Annotated in this window: 14 protein-coding genes; 10 read left to right on the top strand and 4 right to left on the bottom strand. The window is 45.1% G+C overall.

Translation table 11 applies throughout. The annotated features are described in order from the left end of the window. Nucleotides 1–10 precede the first annotated feature (10 nt). The 4 genes from VFDL14_RS06765 (at nt 11) to VFDL14_RS24740 (ending at nt 3,134) form a co-directional block, all read left to right on the top strand. Nucleotides 11–931: a sterol desaturase family protein gene (locus VFDL14_RS06765; protein WP_032552308.1), complete on the top strand. Its 921-nt coding sequence runs from the start codon at nt 11–13 to the stop codon at nt 929–931. Then, complete coding sequence (locus VFDL14_RS06770; RefSeq protein WP_032552306.1) at nt 906–1,580, top strand: response regulator transcription factor; 675 nt, start codon at nt 906–908, stop codon at nt 1,578–1,580. The genes VFDL14_RS06765 and VFDL14_RS06770 overlap by 26 nt, the downstream gene beginning before the upstream one ends. Beyond that, nucleotides 1,577–2,890 carry a sensor histidine kinase gene (locus tag VFDL14_RS06775; RefSeq protein WP_032552305.1) on the top strand — a complete coding sequence of 438 codons (1,314 nt, stop codon included), beginning with the start codon at nt 1,577–1,579 and terminating at the stop codon, nt 2,888–2,890. Before VFDL14_RS06770 ends, VFDL14_RS06775 begins: the two co-directional genes overlap by 4 nt. 91 nt (nt 2,891–2,981) lie before the next feature. Next, nucleotides 2,982–3,134, top strand: a complete 153-nt coding sequence (locus tag VFDL14_RS24740; protein ID WP_167332352.1) for a hypothetical protein — start codon at nt 2,982–2,984, stop codon at nt 3,132–3,134. A 137-nt stretch (nt 3,135–3,271) separates the two neighbouring features. Here the strand turns inward: VFDL14_RS24740 and VFDL14_RS06780 are convergent, their stop codons facing one another. Both VFDL14_RS06780 and yghU read right to left on the bottom strand, forming a co-directional pair. Then, on the bottom strand, nt 3,272–3,595 hold the full coding sequence (locus VFDL14_RS06780; protein ID WP_032552304.1) for a DOPA 4,5-dioxygenase family protein: 324 nt from the start codon (nt 3,593–3,595) through the stop codon (nt 3,272–3,274). Between the two features lie 151 nt (nt 3,596–3,746). Beyond that, on the bottom strand, nt 3,747–4,607 hold the full coding sequence (gene yghU / locus VFDL14_RS06785; protein ID WP_032552303.1) for a glutathione-dependent disulfide-bond oxidoreductase: 861 nt from the start codon (nt 4,605–4,607) through the stop codon (nt 3,747–3,749). 293 nt (nt 4,608–4,900) lie between these two features. Between yghU and VFDL14_RS06790 the strand changes: the two genes are divergently transcribed. Further along, entirely contained in the window at nt 4,901–5,245 is a 345-nt protein-coding gene (locus VFDL14_RS06790; protein ID WP_032552302.1) for a YajD family HNH nuclease, read from the top strand. 124 nt (nt 5,246–5,369) lie between these two features. Here VFDL14_RS06790 and VFDL14_RS06795 read toward each other — a convergent pair whose 3' ends face one another. Further along, nucleotides 5,370–5,747: a hypothetical protein gene (locus VFDL14_RS06795; protein ID WP_032552301.1), complete on the bottom strand. Its 378-nt coding sequence runs from the start codon at nt 5,745–5,747 to the stop codon at nt 5,370–5,372. A 593-nt stretch (nt 5,748–6,340) separates the two neighbouring features. On the opposite strand from VFDL14_RS06795, the gene VFDL14_RS06800 reads away from it, so the two are divergent. The 3 genes from VFDL14_RS06800 to VFDL14_RS06810 all read left to right on the top strand — a co-directional run bounded on the left by VFDL14_RS06800 (nt 6,341) and on the right by VFDL14_RS06810 (nt 11,816). Then, nucleotides 6,341–7,576, top strand: coding sequence for an OFA family MFS transporter (locus VFDL14_RS06800; RefSeq protein ID WP_032552300.1), 1,236 nt, complete (start codon nt 6,341–6,343; stop codon nt 7,574–7,576). Nucleotides 7,577–7,705: 129 nt separating this feature from the next. After that, nucleotides 7,706–9,346, top strand: coding sequence for a VRR-NUC domain-containing protein (locus tag VFDL14_RS06805; RefSeq protein ID WP_032552299.1), 1,641 nt, complete (start codon nt 7,706–7,708; stop codon nt 9,344–9,346). 115 nt (nt 9,347–9,461) lie between these two features. Further along, nucleotides 9,462–11,816 carry a fatty acid cis/trans isomerase gene (locus VFDL14_RS06810; protein ID WP_032552297.1) on the top strand — a complete coding sequence of 785 codons (2,355 nt, stop codon included), beginning with the start codon at nt 9,462–9,464 and terminating at the stop codon, nt 11,814–11,816. 115 nt (nt 11,817–11,931) lie between these two features. Here VFDL14_RS06810 and torS read toward each other — a convergent pair whose 3' ends face one another. Next, a complete protein-coding gene (gene torS, locus VFDL14_RS06815; protein WP_032552296.1) occupies nt 11,932–14,895 on the bottom strand; it encodes a TMAO reductase system sensor histidine kinase/response regulator TorS in 2,964 nt (987 codons plus the stop codon). 92 nt (nt 14,896–14,987) lie between these two features. Between torS and torT the strand changes: the two genes are divergently transcribed. Both torT and VFDL14_RS06825 read left to right on the top strand, forming a co-directional pair. After that, nucleotides 14,988–16,037, top strand: coding sequence for a TMAO reductase system periplasmic protein TorT (torT, locus tag VFDL14_RS06820; protein WP_032552295.1), 1,050 nt, complete (start codon nt 14,988–14,990; stop codon nt 16,035–16,037). A 65-nt stretch (nt 16,038–16,102) separates the two neighbouring features. Then, nucleotides 16,103–16,558 carry a methylglyoxal synthase gene (locus VFDL14_RS06825; protein WP_032552293.1) on the top strand — a complete coding sequence of 152 codons (456 nt, stop codon included), beginning with the start codon at nt 16,103–16,105 and terminating at the stop codon, nt 16,556–16,558. Nucleotides 16,559–16,661: the final 103 nt, after the last annotated feature.

Genomic DNA, 16,661 nt, shown 5'->3' with positions numbered 1-16,661 from the left:
GATAATCGTCATGGAATTTCTGTCTCAGGTCTTTAGTGAAGGCCAAATCATATTCAGCGAAACATGGGTGGACGACAATTTCGTCCTCGTTGCTTTAGCTCTGTTTATCATTGAACTCGTCAGCTACGCATTCAAGAAGAAGTTATCTTGTAACATGTTAGGAGATAGCCTGACCAACTTTGTTACGCTGTTTTTCCTATTGGTGACCGTGTTTTTTGTTGGTCTCGCATACGTTGGTGCGTTTGTGTTCGCGTACGAGAACTTTAGCCTGACTCAGCTGCCAATCACTGGATGGACAATTATCGGCTGTCTGATATTGGCGGACCTCGCTTACTATTGGGAGCACCGCTTCCTTCACAGCAATGGGTTTGCATGGGGTACACACTCTGTTCACCACAGTTCGCCGTATTTCAACATTTCCGTTGCGTACCGATTCGGACCGTTAGATTGGTTTTTCCCATTCTTCTTCCACCTGCCGTTGATCCTTCTTGGGTTCAATCCGTTCGTGGTATTGATGTGTGAGACTTTTGTTCAGCTTTATCAAACACTGCTACATACTGAAACGGTGAAGAAGTTTCCGCGCCCTATCGAAGCGTTGTTCAATACACCATCACATCATAGAGTTCACCATGCGACCAATAAGCAGTATCTCGACAAGAACTACGCAGGCATTTTGATCATTTGGGATCGCATGTTTGGCACCTTCGCCAGAGAAGAAGAGACCGTGCGATATGGTGTATTCCCTAGAATCAACTCTGTGAATCCACTTAAAGTATACTTCCACGGATATGCTAAGCTCTTGAGCCAACTATGGAATGCACCCAACTGGCCGTATCGCATGCAACTCTTAGTTCAACCACCAATATGGGCTTGGAGAAGGGAAAGAGAATCAAAAAAGGAGACCCATGAGCATTCACGCACTTTTGATTGAAGATGACAGTGATCTCGCTGAAGCCATCGCCGACTATATGGAACTCGATGGCTTCGAGTTTGATTTTGCTTATAACGGTGCGGCGGGGTTAAACCTCGCCCTTGATGACAATTACGATTTGATTCTGACCGACATTAACATGCCGAAAATGGATGGACTTGATGTATGCCAATCGCTACGAGCCCAAGGTATTACAACGCCAATCCTCATGCTTACAGCGCGTGATACGCTCGAAGACAAAATCGCTGGGTTTGATGTAGGGTCAGATGACTATCTCGTCAAACCTTTTGCGATGGAAGAGCTTAAAGTACGTTTGATGGCGCTCATACGTCGTGCGCAAGGCGGAGTTTCTACCCTTTCTGCTAACGGCATTTCCGTTGACCTCAATACACACCAAGCAACTCGCGACGGCAAACCATTAAAGCTGTCTCCTGTCTGCTGGCGTATGTTGGTGACATTGGTTAGGAATAGCCCCAGCGTGGTCACGCGAGCGAAGTTAGAGGAAGCATGGGAAGACGAGTTTCCAACACCTGATAGCTTTAAAGCCCAACTGTTCAAGCTGAGAAAAGTGGTCGACGCACCATTTGATTCCAAACTTATCCATACCGTTCACGGTGTTGGTGTGGCATTGCGAAAGGAAGAGTCATGAAGCGAGTCAGCATCAAAAGAGACATCTACCTCCACCTTTTTGGGTTATTGCTGTTACTCACTGCAGCCTATGGCCTTATGGTGTCGCAAAGTTATCATATAGGTATCAACGAGAGCACCAAATATGAGTTTCTTTACGAGCTCAAAGTCGCCGAACGACATTACCTCGCGACAGGTGAAGCGCCGCATAGCGATAACGTGACCTTTCAGATCTTTCTAGACCCGGCACAGATCCCACTCAAGTTTCAACAAGCCTTTGCTTGGCAGGACTTTCAAGACGATGAGATATATGAAGCTTATATAAACCCTAGCAACAACGGAGACCTCAATAGCAGCGCCGGTTATGGTACTTACTTATATGCCGCCAAGCATCCGCTACAAGATAGCGATCAAATCTTCTACATTGTTTCAGAATATGATGAAGCGCTTTACTTCGAGTTGCTAGAGTTAAGTCCACCAGAATCGAGCTCCCATTTAAACTCAGCGTTGTTAATGATAGGTACCCTACTGTTATTAGTATTCTTAGTTGTGCGTTTAATGGTTTATCGCCTAACTAAACCAATCATGACGCTATCGACCTGGTCGAATACTCTCGACCTTGATGATGTCAGCCAGCTTAAGGACTTTCGCTACATCGAGATTCAAGCCCTTGCCGAACAGCTTGTGAATAGTGTTGAAGCAGAACGTGGTGCCAATGATCGTGAGCGCTTCTTCCTTCGTGCTGCGAGTCATGAGTTGCGTACGCCAATTACGACCATTTCAGCGAGTAGCGATATGCTGCAACGTTTGACGGAGCAGATCCCCAACAGCGGTCAGAGAGCCGTGGCACGCATTCAACGCTCTGTGCAAAGTATGCAAAGCCTGGTTATCACTCTTTTATGGATGAGCCGCAACAACAATCTAGACACTCAATATGAATCAATAGAGACAGAGGCTTTGCTCGATAAAATCGTCGATGGGCAGCGATATTTGCTTTCCCAAAAACAGGTCGAGGTAGAAACCAACGTCAGTTGTGGCGACATTTACCAGCCTAGAGAGCTCGTCGAAGTGGTGCTCACCAATCTGGTCCGCAACGCATTTCAACATGGCGGTCAAGGCAATGTGGCTATGTTGCTGAGTAAAGAAGGATTTGAAATCAGTAACACCACACCAGATCCTAATATGTCAGGTAAAGGATCCCGCGATACATCCTTTGGTATTGGTCTAGAACTGGTTGAACGCGTCTGTCACAGTCAAGGTTGGCAGCTTAGTCATCAACAACATCAAGATAAATTTACAGTTTGCGTCCAATTCACTGACAGCAAGGAATAACGACCACCGCATTCGCTTTAAAAACCCGGTTACCAAGTGGTTACCTTCTCGCTGATATCCTAAATCTATATCGAAATAGAGGAGTCAACAAATGGGCACTTGGATACTAGAAACCTTATTATGGGCAATCGTGACTGTCGCGGTTTGTGTTGCGATTTGGGGATTGAATATGACCAACATACTCATCGCATTGGGCGCCTCAGTTGCTGTATCTCTACTGTTAGGTAATAGCTGGCGTAGTTAGCTTCATCATTTGTATTATCTTGATTTCTTTTAGCAAACTCGGAACAGACAAAAGCTAATCATGAACGCATAAAAGAAAACCCCGACGCTCAATGAGTATCGGGGTTTTGTGTTTTTCAAGCTAGATTGGCATACGCACTAACTGGATAATGTCTCTTCAAAGACGCCTAGCTCTCGACCAAGCCAAATAGCACGAACCGTATGATCCAGTGTTTCTTCACCGCCAGTCACAGGGTGAATAAGCACTGACATATCGCCGCGCTCTTTTTCAAGCCATTCAACAATGCCTGAATCTTTATTAGCAAAATGCATCTCGAACATAGGCATTTTGTGTGGGCCTACAAGACGTTGAACCAACGGGAAAACTTCAAGAACATCTTTTCGCTCTGTAATGATCTTCTGACGAAGCGCTTCAGCTTGTTCAGCGTTTCGCAGAGCAAAATACACATGACCGTGGTACATAAAACCATCCTTAAACAATATGATGGCGGTAGTTTACATAAGTTTGAGTAACTGAACAAAGAAGCTTACTGCTTGATAGTTCGACCTTTTGAAGAGAATCCACCAAAAGCTTTCATCCTCAATAAGCTTCTCTGCGATCAAAAAGCCAGTACTACTCAGGCTTTAGTTTCAAAACTTTATCGATGTCTTCCGCCGAGTGACGCTCTGGGACTTGTTCCCACTCTTCGCCCCATGAACGATTGATAATACGACCGCGTTGGAAACCTTCACGCGCTTCAAGCTGCTTCGCCCAGCGCACGACATTGGTGTACGAATCCACTTGCAGGAACTCTGCCGCATCGTAAAGGTTGCCAAGCACTAGATTGCCGTACCATGGCCAAATCGCAATATCAGCAATGGTCAGTTCATCACCAGACACAAACTCGTTGTTTGCTAGCTGTTTATCTAACACATCCAACTGACGTTTTGCTTCCATCGCAAAGCGGTTAATCGGGTACTCTTGCTTTTCGTCAGCATAAGCATAGAAGTGACCAAAACCGCCACCTAGGAATGGTGCTGAGCCTTGTGCCCAGAACAACCAGTTGATCGCTTGAGTACGTGCAGCCCCCTCTTTTGGTAAGAAATGACCAAATTTCTCTGCTAAATGCATCAGAATCGAAGCCGACTCAAAGACATTAACCGCTTCGTCGCCAGACTTATCAACCAATGCTGGGATCTTAGAGTTCGGGTTCACACCCACAAAACCAGAAGAGAATTGATCCGACTCACCGATGTTGATCAGGTAAGCATCGTACTCGGCTTCCTTCACACCTTGTGCGAGCAACTCTTCAAGCATAATCGTAACTTTTTGACCGTTCGGAGTGCCTAGCGAGTAAAGCTGAAATGCGTGTTCGCCAACTGGCAGCTCGCGTTCGAATCTCGCGCCAGATTCAGGGCTATTGATGTTTGCCCATTTATTTCCGCCGTCGGTATTGTTTACCCAAACTTTCGGTGGAGTGTATTGTTCTGACATAGTATTTCCTTATTGATATAGGGTCTCACAAACTGATATTAGGTCACATACTCTCGGTTAAAACCCCCGAATACGATTTATTTTCAAACTGTTAAGCATGGCTTATTCCAGAAAGAAATAACCGAGTTCACCAAATCTAGAGAAGCCGATTGCTACACCAATGCACAGACATCTACACACCTGTGAGCTTGAAACACATCGTTGAAAATTGAGAGATGATTTGCGGTGACTCAACAACGACTTGAAGATAGCTGTGTTAAAATCACGCCAATACAATAACTAGGAATTTAGCAATGTCGTCTGATTACAATGGTTCAAGTGCCGCGTATGCACGAAAAGAGAGTGGCTACCGTGAAAAAGCACTGAAGCTCTACCCTTGGGTTTGTGGAAAGTGTGCACGAGAGTTTGTTTATTCAAACCTGCGTGAGTTAACCGTCCACCACGTTGATCACGACCATACCAATAACCCGGAAGATGGCAGTAATTGGGAACTGTTATGCCTGTACTGTCATGATCACGAACATTCTAAGTACACTGACCATGAACGTTATGGCGTGGATGCGAAAGCAGAGCTCGATAACCACCAGCATGCGACGCATAACCCGTTTGCTGATCTTGCAAAGATGATGAAGAAATAGCGTAATCTTCAAATACCTTGGATAAACATATACCCCTAACAGATTCTCATCTCTTGGGGGTATTTTTCATCTGCTGCAAACGTAAAAAAGCCTTCCGAAGAAGGCTTTTAGAATCTGTTTTGAATTATGCCGCTTGCTTGCGAGCATCTTCAATCTGCTTCTCACGTTTCTTTAGCGTTAGCTTATCGCGGTAAGAGAACCATACGTAAGACACAACCACTAGGAAGAACAGGTAAGATAGCGAGAAGATAAACGGTGACTGGATAATGTCATTCGAAATACCCCAAGAAACACCGATAACCGTAACCGCAATTTTTGCGAAGAAGCCACACAGCAGTAGCACTAGAGCCAATTGTGGGAAACGCGTGCTGCGAAATGCCAGCCAGTAGCAACTACCTACAGCCAGAGCTGCAATGTAGAAGCCGAACAAGAAAGAATGAATATGATCAGCAGCTGCAACACCGCCCGTAATCGACATCAATAGAATTAAAAATAGTTTCATAATACTCGCCTCATATAGACTAGAAACGCATCCTTTCAAATTTGGAATCTCAGTTTACGTACTATTTTCCCACTTTTTTCGCACAAAACAAGCCCAAAAACTGAACAATTTGTAACCAAGAAGGTCTGCAAACATCCCTGTTAACAAACGGTTAACATTAGGATTTTCAAGAAACTAAGTCCCCTCTGGCCTTGTGGCAAATATTGGTCAAATTGATTTATTTTGTTACACAAAATTAACCATCGAAATAATTTAAAATTAATTGCAATGATGTGATGGTCGCACGCTTTGTAGGGGTACTACCGAGAAGGCTTAGCTCAAGGCTATGAATAGTGAGGACTGAATGACCATTTTGTACAAAAAAGAAAGGTGTTAACAACAACTACAACACCTATAAAAAACAGTTCTTTAACAACTCAAGTTTTATTTTGATAAAAAGGTAAAAAGAGATTCCAATCACATTTTTATTGGTTATAATCCGCGCTCTTTTGCGATATCTGTTGATAAACGCAAACTAATTTTGAATAAACCATCACAATAACCCGTTTTCTTTTGAGTGCTTCACTCAATGGATGACAGAAACGAGAATAAAAATGAGCAAGATTGATAAAGCTACACGTATCCTGCTAGCAGGCTTCTGTATCAACCTTTGTCTTGGCATCCTGTATGCTTGGAGTGTATTTAACAAAGCCCTACAAGGTGAAGGATGGTCTGCAGCTGAAGCATCAGCACCATACGCGACTGCAACAATCACATTCTCTATCTGTCTTCTAGTTGCTGGTATCCTGCAAGATCGCATGGGGCCACGTAAGATCCTTATCCTTGGTACTGCACTAACTGGTCTTGGTATGATCGCGTCTGGTTTCGCGACATCTCCACTGATGCTAAACATCACGTTCGGTGTTGTAGCAGGTGCTGGTATCGGCTTCGGTTACGCTTGTCTTTCTCCTTCTGCAATGAAATGGTTCCACCCTTCTAAGAAAGGTATGGTTAACGGTCTAATCGCAGCAGGCTTCGGTCTAGCAGCAATTTACCTTGCTCCAGTAACAGCGGCTCTTATCGAGAGCATGGGCATCCAAACAAGCTTTAAGATTCTTGGTGCTGGTGTACTAGCGATTGCAGTACCTCTAGCAGCAACTATCAACAACCCACCAGCGGGTTACTCTCCAGCTGAACCAAAAGTAAAAGCTGGTCAAGCACCAAAAGCTGTTAAGAAGAGCGAAGACCTATCTTGGAAAGTAATGCTGAAGACTCCTCAGTTCTACTCTCTATGGATCATGTACGCATTCGCAGCTTCTGTTGGTCTAATGATCATCGGTAACATCACAAGTATCGCAAGCGCGCAAGCTAACCTACCAAACGCGGTTTACCTTGCTTCTATCCTTGCTGTATTTAACTCAGGCGGTCGTGTTGCTGCTGGTATGCTTGCTGACAAAATCGGTGGCGTTCGTACTCTTCTACTTGCATTCATCCTGCAAGGCGCAAACATGGCTCTATTCGCTACGTTTAACACTGAGTTCACGCTAATCATCGGTACAGCAGTTGCAGCGGTTGGTTACGGTACTCTACTTGCAGTATTCCCAACTCTAACTGCAGAGTTCTACGGCCTTAAGAACTACGGTACAAACTACGGCGTGCTTTACACGGCATGGGGTATCGGTGGTGCGATCGGTACAGCGGTTGTTGGTTACTCAATGACTAACGGCGACAGCTACGGCCTTGCTTACACTATTTCTGCAGCAATGATGGCAGTATGTATTGTTCTTGCAATCATCACTAAGCCAATGTCTGAAGCAAAAGTTGCCGAGCTAAAAGCATCTCAAGCTTAATCTGATAAAAGATTGAATTTGAAAAGAAAGAGCTTAACCTTAGGGTTAGGCTCTTTTTGTATCTGCGTCCTATAAACGGGTTGAGTTAGAAGGAAGCCTTTTCAAATAACGGTTTGATGAGAGAAAGACTTGCTAGAAAACACACCTGTACTACCACCAACTTATTACCTCGATAACTTTCAACGCCTTATCGAACACGCCCAACAGTGGTACCTAGATCTACTTCATTCCCAAGAGCAAGAGTGGCTTCAACGCTTTATGGCCCTCCCCTCACCCGCTCGCTGCGCGCTTGTCAGATTGTTCAGCCGCAAAGGGCATTGGTTTCGAAGCGATAAACTCAACTATCAAGAAATCGATGATTTTCCGCTGCAGATAGAACGACTCTCTGAACAAGGCTTTGTTCGCTCAAGCAATGGGGCTAACGAAACGCGACCTAGCATCTCCTGCTCAGAGCTAGCTCGAGATCTACTAACGAAACCTGAGCTGGTTCAAGTATTCCCAGATCTCGTATCAAATCGTTCCGCTCGCAAAGATGTCTTGCTACAACAGTTGCCAGACGAGACGTTCAACGATTTTGAGCAACTTCCGTTTGTCTGTATTGAACTGCTACAGCCGGAACTGATCGATCTACTGCTCGTACTTTTCTTTGGTAATACTCACCAAGATCTAAGCCAGTTTGTATTAAGTGATTTAGGGCTGAAAACCTTCGAACCGGTGACAATTTCTCTCGAGACACGATTCTTTCAAAGCCGCGAACAGGTGAATGAGCTGCTGTCATTGCATAAGATCCAGCATCAATATTATGAGCTCATGACCAAAGACTCGGAATCTCTCACGACTCTGCTGAGTAACATACCAACCAATAGCGACCACACTGCGTTAGTTCGTCGCCGATCGAAGCTGATCAACTTAATTGCTAGAGATCTTGAACGATTAGAAGAGTATCAACTCGCCCTGCACTATTTTGCTCAATCGCACCTACCGCCTAGTCGTGAGCGACAAGCGCGTATTCATGATAAGTTAAACCAAGTGGAGATGATGAGTGACGTTGTCACCGAAATGATTCAACGCCCGATTGACATTGCAGAGTTAGAAGTGGCGTACAAGCTCAAGCAGAGAGTACAAAGGCTTCAAGGTCATAAAGTACCACGCTCCAAAAAGCCGACCTGCGAGAATGAACATCTTGAATTAGACCTGAGCAAAGTACGTGTTGAACAGGCCGTACGCGCACATATGGAAACACAAGGTTGGCATTGCTACTTCAGTGAGAATACCTTTCTAAATGGTTTATTTGGATTGGCCTTTTGGAAGGTGATATTTGCGGAAGTTGATGGTGCCTTTATCAACCAATACCAATATCGCCCCCTTGACCTTTACCACGACGACTTTGTCAGCAAGAGACAAGAGTTGATCGACCAAACCTTTAATGAACTCAACGACGAAGGCATGCGAATCTTATTGGATACATTTAAAGCCAAACAAGGTGTCGCCAACCCGTTTGTACAATGGGCCTACTTTTCCAAAGAGCTTTTAGAGCACGCGATAGAACATATTCCCCTGCCCGTGCTTTGTGATCTGTTTAGAGTGTTACTTAAAGATCTCAAACTTTATCGAACTGGCATGCCTGATCTTATTGCCTTCAATGAGAACGGCTTTCGTTGGATAGAAGTGAAAGGACCAGGCGATAAACTCCAAGACAACCAGTGGCGCTGGATTAAAGAGTTCGAGAAGTTAAACATACCTTTCTCTGTCTGCTGGGTGAATCATTGATAAAGTCGATCCGTTTGCTGTTTTCCGAGCAACGCTATTCAGCAAATTACTAGAACATGAGCATTTTCAATCATTTTCGATATACTTAAGAAAAATGATAAAACTATAAGTCTCTATGAATCTAAAAAGAATATGGGTTGTCGCACTGGTCAGCCTCTTCTCAGGTTGTGCAATGTACGCTGGCTTAAACTTCGATGAGCTGTTTGGTGAACCCGAAGTTCGTGACCGCCAAGCACCTGTGGTTTCTGCACAAGCACAACATTTCATTAATGAAGTAAAACCGATTATCGATAACCGATGCGTGGTATGTCACGCCTGTTACGATGCGCCATGTCAGTTGAAGATGTCTTCAGTTGAAGGGATAGACCGAGGTGCAAGTAAAGCATTGGTTTATCAAGGCACACGCTTAACAGCATCAGCACCTACACGCTTGTTTGAAGATGCGTTGACCACTCAAGAGTGGCGCGATGCTGACTTTCACCCTGTGCTGAACGAGCGTATGCAAAACACGACCGCAAACTTAGATGCTGGTTTGGTTGCTCGCATGTTGATCCAAAAAGAGAACCACCCACTTCCTGATCAAAAACAGTTGGAAGGCTTTGATTTCGCTGTTGACCGCGATCAGCAGTGCCCGACCATTGAAGAGTATGCCCAATACGAGAAAGATTACCCAACATGGGGAATGCCTTACGGGATGCCAAATCTAGATAAAGGTGAATACGCGACCTTGATGAGCTGGTTAGAGAACGGCGCAATCATGAACGCTCACATCCCTTTGACTGAAGATGAGCAAGCGCTGGTTAATACCTATGAGAGTTTCTTAAACAAAAGCGCGCGTAAAAGTCAGCTGTCTGCTCGTTACATCTACGAGCACTTATTCCTTTCTCACCTCTACTTCTCAGAGTTAGAGGGACCAACTCGCTTCTTCACCTTGATTCGCTCTGCAACGCCACCAGGTCAACCCGTGCAACGTATTACGACACGACGCCCATACGATGACCCTGAGGTGCCACGTGTCTATTACCGCATCATCCCTGAGCAAGGCACCATTGTCGACAAAACGCACATGCCGTTTGCTCTTAACGAAAAGCGACTACAAGACTGGACAACTTGGTTTGTTAATACCCCATACATAGTACGAGAGCTGCCAAGCTATGAGGTCGATGTTGCAGCCAACCCTATGACTGCATTTGAAGACCTGCCTGTAAACTCGCGCTTTAAATTCATGCTCGACAATGCCCAAAACACCATCATGGCTTACATCAAAGGCCCTGTTTGTCGCGGACAATTAGCGTTGAACGTTATTAATGACCGCTTTTGGGTGGTATTTGTCGATCCGGATAAAGCCGATCTCCCTGAGATCAATGATTTCTACGCAAGCCAAAAAGACAACCTAAAACTGCCAGGGGAACTTGAAAGTAACACGCTACCTGTGACCAATTGGGTGAAATATTCGAAGCAGCAAGCTCGCTATCTAGAAGGCAAATCTGAGTTCACCAACAAATGGTTCAAAAACGGTGAAAACCTCACCATGAACGTGATTTGGGACGGTGGCGGTACCAACCCAAATGCAGCGCTAACCGTGTTTAGACACTTCGACAGTGCTTCTGTTGTGCAAGGTTTGGTCGGTACGCAACCAAAGACAGCATGGGTACTTGATTATGCTCTACTAGAGCGCATTCATTACCTGTTGGTCGCTGGCTTTGATGTCTACGGTAACTTCGGCCACCAGCTGATGACTCGCATGTTTATGGACTTCTTACGTTTAGAGGGTGAAAGTAACTTCCTAACCCTGTTACCTAAAGACGTTCGTCATGAGGAACATTCTAGCTGGTACCAAAACCAAAACACTCAGTTAAGTGATTTCTTACAGCGCAATATCGCACCGTTCGATCAGCCGTCTAGTGTTGTCTACAAAACCGACAACCCTAAGGCGGAGTTGTTCGATATGTTGGAAGAGAAACTAAAACCTATTCTTAACGACCGTTACAAGATCGTTGATACGGGGTTTGAACCGAAACATGAAGCTCTGCTGCAACAAGTCGACACGATCAAAGGCGCTGGTCTACAGCATGTGCCTCAACTCGTAATGATGATAATTAAGGCACAGGACGGTGAAGAGCAGTTGTTTACGATGATTCACAACAACTCTCATACCAATATCTCAAGCCTATTCAACGAAGAGAGCAACCGAGACTACCAGAACGATGACCTGACTTTGGTAAGAGGCGTTGTGGGTAGCTACCCTGCTGCCTTCCTAGAGCTTGATGAAGCAGAAATCCCTCAGCTTGTTTCTATGCTACAAACTATTGAAACTGAAGAGGATTATGTCACCTTACTCGATAAGTTTGCGGTACGCCGAAGCTCGATCGACTTTTGGCCGTTCAGCGACCGTGTTCACCAATGGTATCAGCAGAACCAACCTATTGAGTTTGGTCTACTGGACTACAACCGCTTTGAAAACCGTTAATGCTCATTGTTAAAGCTCATGACGCAGTTTGAGTCATTGTTGCTTGATTGAGTAAAAACTAAAAATCCTCTGCCAATGCAGAGGATTTTTGTTATTGGTCACTTGAACATCGTTTCTAAAAGTAAGATTTCAGAGCCTGATTCGACGCATCGACTATTTCAATTAGCGTGTCTGCGGTATTCCCATATTCACTCAAAGGTTCAGCTGCCGCTTCAATCGCTAAGCAAGCTTGATGCAGCTTACCTAGACCCAAGCTGCCTGCTGAGCCTTTCAGCTTATGCGCAAGCGACTTCACTTCTCGCGAGTTCTTCGCTTCGCTCGCCGCCTTTAACTCATCGAGAATAACTTGCGAGCTCTCTTCGAACAGTCCCACAATCGACTGCATTTTCTCTTTACCTAGAATCGCCAAGTCACCCTCGATGACTTTAGGGTCAATGATCAACACATCCACCTCCTGCTGTTCTTTTGTTGCGTCATCCACTTCGTTTACCGAATCAATTTCGCCTTTTTGAGCACTACACATACGATCGGATGGATCAGGCTGTGGCAGTAACAGTCGACGCCCTGTCAGCTGCGCACTAATCAGCCTTGCCAGCGCCTCTTTCTCCAACGGTTTTGGCAAGAACCCATCAAAACCAGAAGCTAAATACTCTTCCACTTCTTCATTGAACACGTGAGCAGAGACGGCAATCATTGGCGGCTCTGTTCGCTGTTGGTCAGAATGACTATTGAGCACCTTGAGATCGCTTTTCAGATCTCGAATAAGCTCAGTGCCATCACAGTCAGGAAGATTAATATCCACCAACGCAATATCGTAGTCCTGCTCTTTAAACAGCTCTCGAGCCTGTTCACCTGTCGTCGCGATGGCAACTTGGTGTCCAAGATTATTCAAGAAACCCTCTGCGACAATACAGTTAACCGGGTTATCTTCAATCAAGAGTACTTTGGCTTTAACACATGCCTCTACCGTCTGAGTTTGAACTTCTACTTTTTCACCCAACTCGAGCGGAACCGAGAACCAGAACTGACTACCCTCGCCCTCTTCTGAGTGTACGCCAATATCACCATTCATCGCGGTTAAAATACTTTTGCTGATCGCGAGGCCCAGTCCAGTACCTCCTTTTTTGTTGCGACCACTCTCTGTTTGGCTAAAGGCATCAAACAAGCATTGCTGCTCGTCGGCTTTAATGCCTGCGCCAGTGTCCGCGACTTCAAACATCACGCGATTTGGATCTTCAATATCCAAGCTGATGTAGATATCAACAGAGCCGCTATCGGTAAACTTAATCGCATTACCAACCAAGTTATTCAAGATCTGACTGAGACGTGTCACATCGCCGCGCCAATAAGTTTGCACATCACTTTCGATGTGGAAACTGAAATCAATGCTCTTTTCGGAGGCTCTTCCCTCCATCAACTGATAGGTATCTTCAACCATTTGATGTAGGTTAAAAGAGGCAACGCGGATCTCTAAGTGGCCAGCTTCGATTTTTGAGTAATCCAGAACATCATTGAGTATCGCAAGTAAGTTCTTACCACTGCGGTTAATGATGTCTGCATAGCCAGATTGCAAAGAGTTGAGCCCTGTATCCTTCAACAGCCTCGCCGTACCTAATACCCCATTCATTGGTGTACGAATCTCGTGACTCATTGTGGCAAGAAACGCCGATTTAGCTCGGCTTGCTTGCTCTGCGGCACGTCGTGCTTTAGCGTGGTTCACAACCTCAATGTTGAGCTTTTCATTGGTTTGTTGCAGCTGATAAGTGCGTTCCGTGATCAGCTCTTCAAGGTGCTCTTTGTGCTCTTCTAGCTCACGCTTAGCTTTGGCCTCTCCAACAGCTACCACTTGTAGTGCTTGAGCGGTATTTCGCGCAGTAATGATCGCTTGACCCATGTGGGCAAGTTCATCGTTACCTTTAACTGATATATCGATATTCAAGCGACCTTGAGCTATCGACATCAAAGCAACGGAATACTCGGCAAGCCTTTTCACCACCGAGACATACACCACACGCCACACAATAAAGGCAGCGATGAATAGACCGATCAACGAGATAACCGATAGTGTCCATTGAGCGTAATTCAAGGTGGTGGTCAGCTCATCAACCGCCTCTTTAGTACTGCGGTTCGAATCATCCACCAGTACGTTGACTGTGGTATTTAACTGGGAAAACAACTCCAGTGTTTTCTGCATTAAGAATTCTGACTTCTTGGCGTTTTCTGACTTCTCCAGTGCAATGTCAAACACCACCTGACGGCGACGAAGCTCATCCAGAAGCTGCGACATCTGTTCTGAACGGGTTGGGTCTTCCACGGCTTTGACACGACGAGCCATGATTTTTAGATTCGATTCAAACTCAGTCTGAATTTGGTGAATACGATCGACATCAGTAACCGTTGGCGTCTCTTCGATCTGATTGAGCATCTTAAACGCCAAAAGATGCAGTTCGTGCAGGCGTTCAGAAAGATCCAGATCAACCTCGACTAAGGCATCCAGCGCTTTATATGCTCGGTCAGTCTGCTGCTTTTCTAGTAGGTCATAGATGTGAGTTACGTTGGCTACGGCGATGGTTGCGGTATTCAATACTTGAGTACGGGTAAGTTGTTCAAGCTCCTCTGCCAACAATCGCATTTCTTCTACGCGAGAACCAAGCTCCTTGGTCAGCCAAAGTTTGCGCTCTACCGAGACACCAAGTTCCGCTAAGGTATTGATCACGCTCTGAACATTATTTTCTAGGTTGCTGAGTAATTCTGAATCAAAGCTATCAGAACCCAACTCTTTGATATGACGCAGCAAGGATTCGAGTAGCTCAAACAGTTCTGAACCTGCCTCTTTTCGCTGTTCTTCATTACGCGCATTACTCAGGGTTTGCACCGATGCAATAATACGATTACTCAATTCTGAGACCTGACGTGCCTCAATCATTGCTGGCAGTGCGGAATCCACAACGTTTCGTTCTGTTTTTGCCACAAAGCTAAAGCCTGACACACCAATTAGAGCTGACACGACAACCAATAAGGCCATCACCAAAAATGAGGCGAGCAGCTTTCTACCTATACTTGCTGTGGCTAACAACATAAACCCATAACCTTAAAACGTTCTTCTTTACCCATGCAGAATACGCTATATTTTGCAGTGTTTCTTATCCAAAGCCAATAAACTGACAATTCATGCTATCTAAACGTTTAGTTTCAACTCTAGTTTCATGCTCACTGAGTGCGGCCAGTTACTCTGCTATCGCAAACGACCTCACAGCGGACAATAAAGCAGTAGTCAAAGACCAGATTTCTTCTGTCACGCAACAGAAAGAGAAGGTGTGCGCAATCTACCCACACTTGAAAGACTCTTACTGGTTGTCGGTCAATTACGGCATGATTTCAGAAGCAAAAGAACAGAAGATTGAGCTACGTGTACTTGAAGCTGGCGGTTACCCAAATATCGGTAAACAGGCGTCGCAACTTGAGTTATGTAATCAATGGGGAGCAGATGCCATTATCTTAGGAACCGTCTCTCCTGATGCCTTCTATGACAGCCTCACCAAATGGGTAGGCTCTACTCCTGTATTCGCCACCGTGAACGAGCTCAACCTTAGCGACACTCAAAAAGAGAAGGTGCTTAAAGGCACAGTGGGGGTTGATTGGTGGCAAATGGGTTATGAAGTTGGTGAGTTTCTCAAAGCAAGACACCCGAAGGGCTCAGGAAAAACAGACATAGCTTTGCTACTTGGCCCACAAGCAAGTGGTGGTACTAAGCCCGTTGCCATCGGCTTTTATGACGCGATTAAATCCAGTGATATTAATATTGCTGTAAGTTATTGGGCGGATAATGACAAAGAGCTACAGAGAAATCTCGTTCAACAGGTGATTGATTTACCAAATATCAAATACATCGTTGGTAGCGCGGTCGCAATTGAAGCGGCCATCAGTGAAGTCAGAGCAGCCAATAAAGAAAAAGAGATTGGATTGGTCTCAAGTTACTTGAGTCACGGCGTTTACCGTGGGTTACTTCGTGACAAGGTGCTATTCGCGCCGACAGATAAGATGGTCGAGCAAGGCCGCTTATCCGTGAACCAAGCGACACACTACCTGCGAAAACAGCCTTATGAGTTTCATCAAGTGCCTAAAATTGAAGCATTAACGCCTTCATCTCTCAAAAAAGAGGTGATTGCCGATTCGTTGTCACCTTCTGAGTTTCGTCCGGTATTCAGTGTCACACCTTAGTGATATATTGCTAATTAGAAATTGAAAAAATCAAAAAATATAAGCCAATAATTTAGGAAACATTCATGCAAAAAACAACACGTACGATGCCTGCTCACAAGCACATCGCTTTAGTGGCTCATGATAACTTCAAGCCAGAATTACTGCGTTGGGTAAAAGAGCACAAAGAAAAACTACAAGGGCACTTTCTGTACGCGACAGGTACAACAGGACATCTACTGAGCAAAGAGACTGGCTTAGCGATTAAGAGCATGATCAGTGGCCCTATGGGTGGCGACCAACAACTTGGCGCGCTGATTTCTGAAGGTAAGATCGATATGATGATCTTCTTCTGGGATCCACTTAATGCTGTACCTCATGACCCAGATGTGAAAGCACTACTGCGTATTGCGAGTGTATGGAACATCCCAGTGGCAACAAACCGTGCAACGGCAAACTTCCTATTTAACTCTTCAATGCTTGAAGAAGAAGTGTCGATTGAGATCCCAGATTACGAAGCATACTTAGCAGACCGCACTTAATTAAGCTCTGCAATACAAATACAAAAACAGCCTGCGCATTTGCAGGCTGTTTTATTTGGTAACGACGAATATTTTGGCACGACTAGAAAACGTGCTCAAACAG

Origin of the sequence: Vibrio fortis (assembly GCF_000695685.1) — a bacterium.
GTDB classification, from domain to species: Bacteria; Pseudomonadota; Gammaproteobacteria; order Enterobacterales; family Vibrionaceae; genus Vibrio; species Vibrio fortis_A.
Note: the sequence above shows the minus strand (reverse complement) of the source record. Positions and strands in the feature narration are given on the sequence as shown.